At 68.3% G+C, this 11,168-nt stretch carries 14 protein-coding genes and 1 tRNA gene; 8 read left to right on the forward strand and 7 right to left on the reverse strand.

The annotated features are described in order from the left end of the window. Nucleotides 1-240: 240 nt before the first annotated feature. Nucleotides 241-1,269 carry a 2'-deoxycytidine 5'-triphosphate deaminase gene (locus OCL97_RS22040; RefSeq protein WP_377371844.1) on the forward strand — a complete coding sequence of 343 codons (1,029 nt, stop codon included), beginning with the start codon at nucleotides 241-243 and terminating at the stop codon, nucleotides 1,267-1,269. Between the two features lie 23 nt (nucleotides 1,270-1,292). Here the strand turns inward: OCL97_RS22040 and OCL97_RS22045 are convergent, their stop codons facing one another. Continuing rightward, nucleotides 1,293-3,947: a DEAD/DEAH box helicase family protein gene (locus tag OCL97_RS22045; protein ID WP_377371845.1), complete on the reverse strand. Its 2,655-nt coding sequence runs from the start codon at nucleotides 3,945-3,947 to the stop codon at nucleotides 1,293-1,295. 126 nt (nucleotides 3,948-4,073) lie between these two features. Between OCL97_RS22045 and OCL97_RS22050 the strand changes: the two genes are divergently transcribed. The 5 genes from OCL97_RS22050 to OCL97_RS22070 all read left to right on the forward strand — a co-directional run bounded on the left by OCL97_RS22050 (nucleotide 4,074) and on the right by OCL97_RS22070 (nucleotide 6,092). Beyond that, on the forward strand, nucleotides 4,074-4,511 hold the full coding sequence (locus OCL97_RS22050; RefSeq protein ID WP_377371846.1) for a hypothetical protein: 438 nt from the start codon (nucleotides 4,074-4,076) through the stop codon (nucleotides 4,509-4,511). Next, the gene (locus OCL97_RS22055) at nucleotides 4,508-4,696 is read left to right on the forward strand and encodes a helix-turn-helix transcriptional regulator (RefSeq protein ID WP_377371847.1); all 189 of its coding nucleotides are present in this window, start codon (nucleotides 4,508-4,510) and stop codon (nucleotides 4,694-4,696) included. The genes OCL97_RS22050 and OCL97_RS22055 overlap by 4 nt, the downstream gene beginning before the upstream one ends. A 106-nt stretch (nucleotides 4,697-4,802) precedes the next feature. Next, the gene (locus OCL97_RS22060; protein ID WP_304780929.1) at nucleotides 4,803-5,003 is read left to right on the forward strand and encodes a hypothetical protein; all 201 of its coding nucleotides are present in this window, start codon (nucleotides 4,803-4,805) and stop codon (nucleotides 5,001-5,003) included. A 67-nt stretch (nucleotides 5,004-5,070) separates the two neighbouring features. Further along, nucleotides 5,071-5,145, forward strand: a tRNA-Gly gene (locus OCL97_RS22065). Nucleotides 5,146-5,258: 113 nt separating this feature from the next. Further along, nucleotides 5,259-6,092: a universal stress protein gene (locus OCL97_RS22070; protein ID WP_377371848.1), complete on the forward strand. Its 834-nt coding sequence runs from the start codon at nucleotides 5,259-5,261 to the stop codon at nucleotides 6,090-6,092. Nucleotides 6,093-6,418: 326 nt separating this feature from the next. Here the strand turns inward: OCL97_RS22070 and OCL97_RS22075 are convergent, their stop codons facing one another. After that, a complete protein-coding gene (locus tag OCL97_RS22075; RefSeq protein WP_377371849.1) occupies nucleotides 6,419-7,096 on the reverse strand; it encodes a glutathione S-transferase family protein in 678 nt (225 codons plus the stop codon). Nucleotides 7,097-7,144: 48 nt separating this feature from the next. Continuing rightward, entirely contained in the window at nucleotides 7,145-7,819 is a 675-nt protein-coding gene (locus OCL97_RS22080) for a helix-turn-helix domain-containing protein (RefSeq protein ID WP_377371850.1), read from the reverse strand. Nucleotides 7,820-7,969: 150 nt separating this feature from the next. On the opposite strand from OCL97_RS22080, the gene OCL97_RS22085 reads away from it, so the two are divergent. Then, complete coding sequence (locus tag OCL97_RS22085) at nucleotides 7,970-8,344, forward strand: hypothetical protein (protein ID WP_377371851.1); 375 nt, start codon at nucleotides 7,970-7,972, stop codon at nucleotides 8,342-8,344. 57 nt (nucleotides 8,345-8,401) lie between these two features. Beyond that, nucleotides 8,402-8,998 (forward strand): LysE family translocator, encoded by a 597-nt coding sequence (locus OCL97_RS22090; RefSeq protein ID WP_377371852.1) that lies wholly within the window; start codon nucleotides 8,402-8,404, stop codon nucleotides 8,996-8,998. 8 nt (nucleotides 8,999-9,006) lie between these two features. Here OCL97_RS22090 and OCL97_RS22095 read toward each other — a convergent pair whose 3' ends face one another. The 4 genes from OCL97_RS22095 to OCL97_RS22110 form a co-directional block, all read right to left on the reverse strand. Next, nucleotides 9,007-9,213 (reverse strand): hypothetical protein, encoded by a 207-nt coding sequence (locus OCL97_RS22095; RefSeq protein WP_377371853.1) that lies wholly within the window; start codon nucleotides 9,211-9,213, stop codon nucleotides 9,007-9,009. A 72-nt stretch (nucleotides 9,214-9,285) separates the two neighbouring features. After that, nucleotides 9,286-10,134, reverse strand: a complete 849-nt coding sequence (locus OCL97_RS22100; protein WP_377371854.1) for a universal stress protein — start codon at nucleotides 10,132-10,134, stop codon at nucleotides 9,286-9,288. A 56-nt stretch (nucleotides 10,135-10,190) separates the two neighbouring features. After that, nucleotides 10,191-10,514, reverse strand: coding sequence for a hypothetical protein (locus OCL97_RS22105; protein ID WP_377371855.1), 324 nt, complete (start codon nucleotides 10,512-10,514; stop codon nucleotides 10,191-10,193). Between the two features lie 112 nt (nucleotides 10,515-10,626). After that, nucleotides 10,627-10,995 (reverse strand): Rap1a/Tai family immunity protein, encoded by a 369-nt coding sequence (locus OCL97_RS22110; RefSeq protein WP_377371856.1) that lies wholly within the window; start codon nucleotides 10,993-10,995, stop codon nucleotides 10,627-10,629. Nucleotides 10,996-11,168 lie beyond the last annotated feature (173 nt).

Raw genomic sequence — 11,168 nt, forward strand, 5'->3', positions numbered from 1 at the left:
GCTCGTAGAGCCGTCCCATGACAACACCTCCGCCAATGCAGGGTGTTGCACTTCGTTTGAGAACTCAGGGGGCCCAGGTCGTATGGCTGGGCCCGTCCGGATAACTCCGAGCGGGCCTTTCCGCGCTCTCGGGGCTCTATGATCTGGGTCCCGGCCTTCGCCCGGATGAGCGGAGTTTGGAGCTCACCAACCAACACGCCGCACTTGCCAACCCTCGCCCTCCCGGCGAGTGTCCCGCCGATGACCGACGCGACCCGCGCGGGGATTCTCCCCTGCCAATCCATCGATGACCTGATCGCCCAGGGCGCCATCGCCTCGGCGACGCCTTTCGACGCCGATCAGGTGCAGCCCGCCAGCCTTGACCTGCGCCTGGCCGCCCGCTGCTGGCGGGTGCGGGCGAGCTTCCTGCCCCGCCTGGGCCGCACGGTGGCGAGCCGCATCGCCGACGTGGCCATGCACGAACTTGACCTGTCCAAGGGCGCGGTTCTGGAAAAGGGTTGCGTCTATATCGCCGAGCTGCAGGAGCGGCTGCACCTGCCGCCGGGCGTCTCGGCCCGCGCCAATCCCAAGAGCTCCACCGGCCGCGTCGATGTCTTCGTGCGCCTGCTGTCGGACAACCAGCCGGCCTTCGATGACGTGATCGAGGGCTATGACGGCCCCACCTATATCGAGATCGCGCCCCAGACCTTCTCCATCCTGGTGCGCGCCGGCACCCGCTTGAACCAGCTGCGTCTGAAGCGCGGCGCCCCGCCGAAACTGCTCACCAAGAGCGTCGGGGTCGACCTCTCCGACGGGGTCGCGGGGTTCCGCGCGCGCCGCCACGCCGGCGTCATCGACATGGACAATGTCGACGGCCACGACCCGCGGAACTTCTGGGAGCCGCTGATCCCGCAGAACGGCGAGCTGCTGCTGGATCCGGGCGAATTCTACATTCTTGCGTCCAAGGAGGCGATCGAGATTCCGGTGCTGCAGGCCGCCGAGATGACCCCCATCGACCCCTCGGTGGGCGAGTTCCGCGTCCACTACGCCGGCTTCTTCGACCCCGGCTTCGGGACGGAGGAGGCGCAGGGCGTAGGCTCCAAGGGCGTGCTGGAGGTCCGCAGCCACGAGACCCCCTTCCTGCTCGAGGACGGCCAGACCGTCGCCCGCCTGGTCTATGAGCCCCTGACCGCCAAGCCCTCGCGCCTCTATGGCGACCAGGGCAGCCACTACCAGCGCCAGGGCCTGAAACTCTCCAAGCACTTCCAGCGCTGGACCGCGAACCGCTAGGCGCGGGCCGCTCGGTCGGGCGCTCAGAGCCAGGCCGATCGCCGGTCGACGGATCGCTGGAAACCCGCGGCCAGCGATTTCGCGCGGGCGCGCAGCAGCACACGCCGCCCTTCGGGGGTTCTGGTGTAGACGAGTCGCGACGATCCGACCCGGGCCGACCAGAGCGCGGCGAAACCTTCGGCCCAGTCCTTCCTGGCCCCCAGGGCGGACGGCAAAGGGTGGTAGTCCGTGCGGGTTCTCCAGCCCAACCGGCTGTGGCGCATGAGGATATAGCGCGCGTTCTGCACAGGCCCCAGGACCTCGGCGATCGCCTGCATCACCTGGCGCTCGGTGCTTCGGCTCACGCCACGCAGCACGATGTCCCGGCGCCCGTCGAGGCTGGCCTTCACTTCGAACCGCCCATCTCGCCCATCGGCCTCGCTCGCCAGTCCGGCGCGGACCAGCGCCAGCAGGACGACCATCCCTACCTGCTCGAGGCTGCCTTCAACCGATCCGTTGCGCCAGGCCAGGCGGGCCGCCTTGGCGAGACCCGGCAGGCTGGCCAGGGCCGCGGCGCTGGCCACCAGCATGCCCAGGGCGCCGGCGGCCTCCGTGCCGTCGAGGTCCTGCACCACATCGCTTATGGCGAACGCTCCGGCGCTCAGGGCGCTCCACACCAGCGCCCGCAGGGTATCGGACCAGGCCAGGCGTTGGGGTGCATAGTTGGGCGCCGCCGTCTCCCGGACCCGGGCTCGACCACCGCCGGCGCCCAGGGACTCTGACCACCGGCGGGCGGTGTCCTGACGGTCGGCGGCGGCGGCGAAGGCCCGGTCGTTCGCCAGCCCGAGATCTTGCGTGAAGTCGAGGCCCAGGCGGCCGATTCCGCTCTCGATCAGCGTTGACGCACCGTTGGATATGCCTTCAAACGCCCGGAACCTACGGCTCAGCAGCGCGCCATCGGAGAGGCCGGCCGGGGCCTCGTCCCTGAGGTGGCCCCAGTTCACCAGGTCCACCACCTCGGCCACGACGCCCTTGGCGGGAGGCTCGAGCGTCGCGAGATGCCAGATGTTGGCCACCTTCGCCGGGTTGTCGGCCTCGACCCGGATGGCGCGCCCGCGCATCTGGTTGGACAGCATGAAGGAGGCTGTATTGCTCGCCAGGACCAGGCTGTTGAGCGCCGGCGCGTCCCAGCCTTCCCCCAACAGGGACTGGGTGCCGACCAGGATCTGAATGGAGCCGCTGGTGAACAGCGTGGTGACCAGTCGCACCAGGCGTGCGCCGCCGACTCCGCTGAGCTCGACCCTGACATGGCCAGGGCAGGCGGAAAGATCGAAAGACCTGACCGCGGCGCGATCTATTCCCTGGTCCGCGGCAAGCTCGCAAAGCCTGGAAAGCGCGGCCCGGGGAATGATCACCAGGGTCCCCGTCAGGACGCCCATCACATCAGGGGCCGGGCCCGTGCGCCGCAGGTGCTCGAAGATCGGGATGACGCCAAGCTTCGAGGGCCGGAACTCGGCCTGGGCGTCGGCGGGCAGTTCCGAACTGCGGATATGGTCCGACAAGACCACCATGCGCAGCCCTGAGCCCAGCGTGCCGTGCTCCGCCCGAGCGATCTCGGCGACGCTCTCCAGCTTGGCGAGGTTCGAGGCCATCATCTGGAAGATGGGGCGTGTCTCCCGCAGCCGGACCCGGCCGCCCTCGATCAGCCCCAGCCGGTGAAGCTGATCGCGCAGGACCTTGAGCCTTCCGTCCGTCAGGCGAAATGGCCCGGCATGGCCGCCGGCCACACCATCGAGGAACCTCTCCAGCCAGAGAAGGGAAGGATTGGGCAGGTCGCGCCCGCTGACACCAAGGAGCTTGAGCGCGGCCGGTGGTGGTCGCCGGCCCGCCGCCACCAACAGGACGAGGGCTGACGAGAGCATCTCTGGCGCTTCCAGGATCGCTTCAACATGATCCTCTGGCCGCCGGAGCCAGGGATGGCGCTCAATCTCGTCCAGAAGGTCTTCGTCCGACCAGAGATCGCGCTGCAGCCCCCAGATGGCGCGGCGACGTTCGTCGAGCAGGGTCAGGGCGTCGGTGGTCGGCGCCGACAGGATCACATGGTCCTGGTGAGGGCAGAGATCGCCGTTGCGAACCAGCTCGGGGATCCCGACCTCCAGGTCGATCGGCCCGCATAGGCTCTCGTAACGCGTCCATTCGGCGAAGCTCGCATCGTAGGGCGGGGTCGCCGTCAGGGCGACGATCCGGACATCGGCCAGGGACGCGGCCAGCTGCTTGATGCTGGTCCACCATTCCCGCCGCAGGTGGTGGGCCTCATCGAGCACCAGGGTGATCGGACCGGCGGCGTTCAGGTCCTGGACCAGGCTGTCTATATCGTCAGACCGTCTGAAAGCGTCGAGCGCCTGATAGGTCACCAAGGTCAGGGCTCGGGGGGCGGTGAGGTGATGGGACAGGTCCTCGGCGCTAGGCGGCGCGTCGAGAAACATCGATCCCACTCGCTCCGCCCACTGATCCCGGATCGCGACCGTGGGTGCGAACACCACTGTCCGGCGGCCCAGCCGGCGGATTATCTCCAGCCCGAGGATGGTCTTGCCGGCGCCGGGCGCGGCGACGATATGCAATCGTCCGTTGACGAGATGGTCGTCCATCTCCGCCAGCACGCGGGCCTGGTAGTCGCGCCACACGCCCCTGAATTGCATTCTCGACAGCATCGCCCGGACCCTAGCCGCTGAATGGCTCCAACGACAAGGACCCTTGACACGCTCTACCCTGTCATGTTTCCTTGTCATATAGACAAGTTTGCTTGCAAGCCATGGAGGCTTCCGATGACGAACCAGATGACCAAGGGGCGCGCCGCCACCCTGAAGGGGATGGCCGGGTTCTTCATCCTGACCCTGCTGCTCTTCGCCGTGCTGCGGTTCGCAGGCGTCACCGGTCCGGCGCGGGTCCTCGTCGTCACAGTGGGGACCAGCGCCATGGTGGCCTGGTGGATCTTCTTCGCCCTGCGGATCTTCAAGGCCCGCGACGAGTACCTCCAGCATGCCGAGCGTCACGCCTGGTACTGGGGCGGGTTGATCGGCCTGGTGGCCTCGGTTCCGGTCTTCGTCTTCATCGGGGCGGGCGGCCTGCAATGGCTCTGGCCCGAGGTTCCGGGCGGCCGCGAGGTGGGTCGCGCCTTCGTCATCGGCTACATGCTGCCCACCTTCATGCAGGTCACAGGCGCCCTGGCTGTGGGCCTGTGGTGGCGGCTGGCCCGGCGATGAAGAACCGCCTCAAGGTCCTGCGGGCCGAGCGGGACTGGAGCCAGGCCGAGCTGGCCGCCCGCCTCGACGTCTCGCGCCAGAGCGTCAACGCCATCGAGACCGGTAAGTATGATCCCAGCCTGCCGCTGGCGTTCAAGATCGCGAGGCTGTTCGACCTCCCCATTGAGGCCATCTTCGAAGCCTAGATCGTCCGCGCACTGCGGCAGGTCGCCACAGCCAAGCTGTTGATCGCGTTAACCATATTTAAGTTCGACTCACGGTTTCCTTGGCAAGAGGGGCCAGGAAACCGCCATGCCCGATGCGACCTATATCGCCTTCGTACCCACCGCCAAGCGCGACCGCTTGCGAGCGATACTGCAGACCGAAGACACCGGCCCCCTGGCCTGGCGCGAACAGCGCACGATGTTCGGCAGCGAATTCTACTTTTCCGGCCCCCCCGGCCTCGCCCGCAAGGCCCAGGCCTATGTCGCCGAATGGGTCATCACCGGTTAGGCGCTTGAGTGGGCCCCGGAGACCCGCTAGAGAACCCCTACTGCAAGCCTTACCTGATAAGGCCTTCGCGGGCGTAGCTCAGGGGTAGAGCGTCAGCTTCCCAAGCTGAATGTCGTGGGTTCGAATCCCATCGCCCGCTCCAGTCCTTTCCCGAAGTCCGTGCCTGTCGCGCCGCAGCGTCGAACCCGGCCCTTTGATCGGCGTCAAGGCGGCCATCGCGGGCAGGCGCAGGATGCGATGACCGGAGGACAGCCCATGACCTACCAAGACATTCTCGTTCACGTTGACGAACACCCGTCATCCAAGCCTCGCGCCGCGGCCGCGGCTGCGCTTGCGGCGCGCCTGAACGCCCGCCTGACCGGCGTCTTCCTGAAGTCGGAGTTCCTGCGGGACGCCATGGTGGCGGAGTCGCTGGCCTATATGCCCCCTGACGCGCTCCAGGCGCTGATCGAGGAGGAAGCGGCGGCTCGCCTGCAGGCCTCCGAGGCCGCCCGCGGGATCTTCGAGGCCGAGGCGCGTCGAGCGGGCGCCAACTCCGACTGGCTGGTGGTCGATGGCCGTGACCAGGAATTGATCTCCTGTGCGCGACGCTTCGACCTGACGGTGTTCCCACCGATCGCCAAGGTCAGCTTGAGCCTGAATGACATATCAGCCGCCGCCGTGGCCCTCGGCAGCGGGGGGCCGGTCCTGGTGATCCCGGAAAGCGGCGCCCCGCCGGCCCTGGCCGAACGGGTTGTCGTCGCGTGGAAGGGATCGCGGGAATCCGCCCGGGCGTTGCGGGACGCCTGGCCGCTGTTGAGCCAGGCCAAGGAAGTGCATGTCCTGATCGTCTCGCCGCGTGGCGAGGGGGGCCCGGACGGACTGCTGCAGCGCCACCTGGAGAACCACGGCCTCAAGGCCAACCTCATCGTCGACCGCAGCCATGACGCCTCGGCAGGCCAGATCCTTCGCGACCATGTCGCGGCCCTCAAGGCCGATCTCGTGGTCATGGGGGTCTATGGTCGCCCGCGGCTTCAGGAACTCGTGCTGGGCGGCGTGAGCCACGACCTCCTGTCCGACCCGCCCTGCGCGCTGCTGATCTCTCACTGAGGTGCGTCCGCCCTGGCCTGGATCGTTGCAGGCCGCCCCCCGACACCGCGCTTCGGCGCCCCTGTGGAGCCCGCCAATGCCCCTCCTTGGCCGCTGTCTTCTCTTGAGCCTCGCGACTCTCGTGCTCTCCGCGTGCAATCCGCGTCCGCTGCCGCCCAACGTCACGCCACCCCAGGCCGCTGAGGCGACCCCCGCGCCGTGACCTTCGCCAGGCTGGGGTGGAACGCGGCTCAGCGATCGGTCTCGAAGTCAGGCGTCACCATCGCGGGCGCGCGGCGCCACCCATCCGAGGCCCTTCCAGGGCCCGGTTCGGGGCTGGGTTGGTGCTATTGCGCCGTCCAGAGCACAGGCGTGGCGGCGGGCAGTTGTCGGAAGGTCTCATAGGCGCGGCGCATGTCGCTTTGGACATAGCTGGGCCGCTCCGTCATCCGGGTCAGCCACCCGGCGACGCGGGGCGCGGCCTTCAGCAGGGCGGCGCCCTCCGGGGTTCGACCGAAGAACAGCAGGTGCGGGAGCAGGAAGGCGTCCGCCAGGGTCAGCCGGTCGCCCACCAGGTAGCCGTCGTCACCGACAGCGTCGTCGATCTGGCGGATCTGCGCCAATAACGGCGCGCGCGCTGACTGGAGGAAGGCTGCGTCGGTGTCGAACCCCCAGGCTGGCCGCACCAGCCGCTCCTTCACGAAGCGGTTCATGACCGGGAACACATAGGCGTTGACGATGCTGATCCAGCGCAGGACATGCGCCTGGCCCAGGGGATCGGCCGGTTGCAGGGCAGGGCCGGGGAAGGCGCGGTCGATATAGTGCGCGATCGCCAGGGTCTCGTAGAGCACCACCTGGTCATGCTGGAGCACCGGCATCTTGCCGAATGGGTTCAGCCGCAGGTGGGCCTCAGACCCCAGCTCCAGAGGCTCGAGGCGGTACTCGACCCCCTTCTCGTCTGCCACCTGCATGGCGGTCCAGAGATAGGCGCTGTCGGCCATCGAGTGGAACGTGATCGTGGCCATCGCCCGCCTCTCCGAGCCGAACCCTCGCCGAGCGGATCGTGACCCGTCTCAGGTGGCCATGCGCGCCAGGGCGCAACGGTTGGCGATGCGGAACTCGCGGGCGCCGGTGAATTCGACCACCAGGGCGCCCTGCAGCTGAGTCAGCATCCGCGAGACCGTCTCGATCGTCAGGCCCAGATAGTCGGCCATATCCTGGCGACCCATGGGCAGGTTCACCGTTCCCGCGGGCCGCCGGTCGGCCAGGCCCATCAGGAAGCTGGCCACACGCTCGCACGCGGTCTTGCGTCCGAGCAGGAGCAGGTGCTCCTGGGTCCGTTCGAGTTCCCGGTTGGTCGCGGCCCAGAGCAGGTTTTGAAAGGCCTCCTCGCCCGCCGCCGCCCGCAGCGCGGACGCCTTCAGCACCAGAATGACGCAGTCGCCGACCGCTTCGGCGGCGTAGCGATGGGTGGGGCCGGCCTCGATGCCGAACAGGTCGTCGGCGTCATAGAAATCGCCGATCTGGCGGCGCCCGTCGCTCAGCAGCCGTGAGGTGCGAACCGCGCCCGAGATGACCCGGTAGATCAAGTCGGCGTCCTCGTCCTGGCCGTAGATTTCCTCGTCCTTGGCGAAGGCCATTCGCACGCCCATCTGCCACATCAGGTCCGCGGCCTCCGTTTGCGGGCGGGCCATCAGTCCAGCGTAGCTTGCGCGGGCGGTTTGGATTTGGGTCTGGACGGCGCTCATCGATCGTCTCCGGGTTTGATGTCGAAATGGCTACGCTTCACGGGTGAGCGGCGAAATTCGGGAGCGTCCCCTAAGTAGATCTACGGAGGCGCGCTGATAGCGGCGACCCAGGTCTGTTCGTCCTGGAAGATCGGAGCATCGGCGCCCCACTTGATCGATCGCAAAGCCATGGACGCGCCGCCGGGCGAAAGTGAGCGGAATCAGAAGGAAGCCGCCATGTCCAAGTCGATCACCAAGACCGTCGCCAGCACTGTTGATGAGGCCCTTGAGGACGTCATGCACGAATTGAAGCGCGCCGCCCGAGACGTCGGCGGAGACATCGAGGACTCCATCGCCAAGGCGTCGGAAGCGCTCAACCGCGCCGCCCATGCCCTGGCTGACGAGGCGCGCGACCGTTCGGTCAGCCTCGTCCAGGCCACGGCGGACGAAGCCAAGCGCCATCCAGTCGCCACCGCTGCTGCGATCGCCACAGCGGCGGCCGCCTTGGTGGGTCTCGTGGTGGCCGCGCGCCGCACCAAGACCTAGGAAACGATCATCCCGCTTCCAGTCGACCCAGAGCTGCTGCCGGGGTTCCTCCTGGCGGTGGCCCTCGTCGAGCTGACCCCAGGCCCCAACATGGGGTATTTGACCATCGTCGCCTCGAGATGGGGCCGACCCGCCGGGCTAATGACCGTGGCGGGGGTCACCCTGGGGCTCACCGTCTACATGCTGGCCGCCGTGGCCGGTCTGGGCGCGATCGTCATGCGCGTCGCCTGGCTCTACGCGCTCTTGCAGTGGGCGGGTGTTGGATTTCTCCTGTGGCTCGCCTTCGAGGCCTGGCGCGGTGGGCCCGCGCCTCGGCCGGGCCACCAGGCGGAGCCGCCGGCCCGGGGGCGTCTGTTCGCCCGCGGCCTGATCGCCAACCTGCTCAATCCCAAGGCCGCCGTGTTCTACGTCGCCCTGTTGCCGGGCTTCACCAACCCGGCCCGCGGTGACCCTGCCATCCAGGCCCTGGCCCTGGGCGCGATCCATGTTGTTGTCAGCATCACGATCCACACCGCCATCGTGCTGGCCGCCGGGAGCGTGAGCTTGGCCCGATGGGAGACGCCCAACCTCCGGCGCCGTCTCGACCGGGGTGTCGCCGTCGGCCTGGCGCTGATTGCGTTATGGCTCGGCTGGGAGACGTTCCAGTCTACCTGACTTCTTCGTCAGTCCTCGATCGGGAAGGGCGCCACTCTGGCCTTGAGGGTCACCGGCGGATCGTCCGCCGGCGCGGCTTTCTGGCTGGCCGGCGGGCGGCGCCGATGGGCCGGCCAGAACACCGCGGCCAGCGCTCCCAGGGCCGCCATGACGAAACCGACGCTCTCGCGGATCGGGTGAAGGGGTGGGCGGTCGCTGACATCCTGAGGAGGCATGGACTTCTTCCTGGGCTCTGAGCCCCAGCGTGCAGGCCAAGGCGGCGTGCGACACGGGCTCACTATCGGATATCAATGGGACAGGAGGACCGGGACCTGAGCGTGGCGAAGCATGTGCTCGGTCGCGCCGCCCAGGACCATCTCCCGCAGCCGCGAGTGGCCATAGGCGCCCATGACCAGCAGGTCTGGCCGCGTCTCGCCGAGATATCCATCCAAGGTCTCGCCGATCCCGTGTCCATCGGTCTCGACGTAGTCGATGGCCGTCTCGATTCCGTGTGTCTGCAGGTGACGGGCCGCGTCCTGCGCCAGGCCGCCGACCGCTGAGGCCTTCTCATTGAGAATGGTGAGAACCCGCACCCGACGCATGCCCCGCAGGATCGGCAGGGCGTCGGCCATGGCCCGGGCTGCGGGAACCCCGCCGTCCCATGCGACCACAGCCACGCCATCGGTGAGCTTGGGAGCGGCGGGAATCTCGCTGCGCATCAGCAGCACCGGGCGGCCTGAGTTGAAGATCACGGTCTCGGCCACCTCCTTCTGGCCATCCAGGGCGGCGCTTATCGGTACAATGCAAAGGTCGCGGGCCCGGGCCTTGCGGGCGACATGAAGCGCGAAGTCCGGCAACCCGGCGGTTTCGAGAAGCGTGCCGCGGAAGACGCCGGTGTCCTCCGCGCGCTTCTTGAAACGCTCCAGGACGTGATTGCAGGCGGCCAGGCTGCGGGCCTCCTCCTCGCGCGCGAGATCGGTCAGACCGATCAGGCGCTCGGCGAGGATGTTGCTCCTCACCGGGATCGAGAGGCGCAGCGCCAGCGCGGTGAGTTGCCCACCCAGGCGGGCGGCCAGGCCCACGGCCGCATCAATGGCGGCGTCGGGGGTCGGCTCCGGATAGGTGTCGAGATGAAGCAGAATGTCTTGCAGGCTCATGGGGCGCTCCAGGGATGTGAGGTCAGCATGACCCAGTCCCGAGGCCCCGCCTTGACCTAGCGCAACCGCCGACCTGGCGAAGGCCAGGCGAGCAGGACAAGAGGTATCACGGCTGCGACGCCGACAAGGGCCAGACCCAAGAGGCCCACCGGGGTGAAGAACCGGCTCAAGGCTTCCCGGTGATCGGGCGCCAGGAGCGCGCCGGCCACCTCGCCCATCAGCACGACGCAGGCGCCGGTCAGCCCGATGGCCGCACGCCCCACCGGCCGGTGGCTGATCAGGTTCAGTCTCTCCATCCAGCGGACGGTGAGGACCATGACCGCGGTGAGGAGCGGCGCTTCAAGGCCGACAGCGGCGAGCGGGCCAATCAGGGGGGCCACGACCATGACCCGCAGAGGCCCGAGTATCCATCCGCCGGCCAACAGGGCCAAGCCATAGAGGACTCCTAGCGTCCAGCTTGGCCAAGAGGGGCGGGGGGGACTGGGCTCCACCTCAGCGTCCTGGCCGGACGCCCGCGCCCAGCGGACAGGCGTACTCGGCCTCCACCGCCTGGCGGATGGCGTCGGCGGCGGCCTGCGGCCGGTTTGCGCGATCACGGCCCAGCCGCAGCAGCAGGGCCGTCTGCACGGCTTCGGCAGAGAGGTTCGCTGGAGGACAGATGGTGCGCCGCGTCGCGGGACGCCGCGCCTGGCCGGCCAGCAATTGATCCACCGCGCCCACAAGGTAGCCGAGGCACAGGGCCGGTGAGTCGTTCTGGGGCGCGCACAGCACCGTCAGGTCCTCGGTGCTGATGAAGCCCTGGACGCTCTGCGGCGCCGGTGGAAGCGCCGTGACCAGCGAGAGGATAAGGAGCCAGCTCATGCGGCGAAGGTAGGGGGACCGCCGCGCCGCGCCTTGATTTCCCGCAATTGACCCAGATCAAGGGCCGTGGCGTCCTCGCGGGGCATTGAAGCCTGGGGCGCGATAAGCCCGGCGAAGCTAAGGGGACCGGTTGCGGCGCGAGATGGTCGAGCGCGCGGCCGGAATTCAAGTCG

Source organism: Phenylobacterium ferrooxidans, assembly GCF_042714595.1.
Lineage (GTDB): Bacteria > Pseudomonadota > Alphaproteobacteria > Caulobacterales > Caulobacteraceae > Phenylobacterium > Phenylobacterium ferrooxidans.

What these genes read in the sequence shown, in the direction of transcription:
- OCL97_RS22040 (WP_377371844.1), top strand. Translation starts at nt 241, where the DNA reads ATGACCGACGCGACCCGCGCGGGGATTCTCCCCTGCCAATCCATCGAT.
- OCL97_RS22045 (WP_377371845.1), bottom strand. Translation starts at nt 3,947, where the DNA reads ATGCAATTCAGGGGCGTGTGGCGCGACTACCAGGCCCGCGTGCTGGCG.
- OCL97_RS22050 (WP_377371846.1), top strand. Translation starts at nt 4,074, where the DNA reads ATGACGAACCAGATGACCAAGGGGCGCGCCGCCACCCTGAAGGGGATG.
- OCL97_RS22055 (WP_377371847.1), top strand. Translation starts at nt 4,508, where the DNA reads ATGAAGAACCGCCTCAAGGTCCTGCGGGCCGAGCGGGACTGGAGCCAG.
- OCL97_RS22060 (WP_304780929.1), top strand. Translation starts at nt 4,803, where the DNA reads ATGCCCGATGCGACCTATATCGCCTTCGTACCCACCGCCAAGCGCGAC.
- OCL97_RS22070 (WP_377371848.1), top strand. Translation starts at nt 5,259, where the DNA reads ATGACCTACCAAGACATTCTCGTTCACGTTGACGAACACCCGTCATCC.
- OCL97_RS22075 (WP_377371849.1), bottom strand. Translation starts at nt 7,096, where the DNA reads ATGGCCACGATCACGTTCCACTCGATGGCCGACAGCGCCTATCTCTGG.
- OCL97_RS22080 (WP_377371850.1), bottom strand. Translation starts at nt 7,819, where the DNA reads ATGAGCGCCGTCCAGACCCAAATCCAAACCGCCCGCGCAAGCTACGCT.
- OCL97_RS22095 (WP_377371853.1), bottom strand. Translation starts at nt 9,213, where the DNA reads ATGCCTCCTCAGGATGTCAGCGACCGCCCACCCCTTCACCCGATCCGC.
- OCL97_RS22100 (WP_377371854.1), bottom strand. Translation starts at nt 10,134, where the DNA reads ATGAGCCTGCAAGACATTCTGCTTCATCTCGACACCTATCCGGAGCCG.
- OCL97_RS22110 (WP_377371856.1), bottom strand. Translation starts at nt 10,995, where the DNA reads ATGAGCTGGCTCCTTATCCTCTCGCTGGTCACGGCGCTTCCACCGGCG.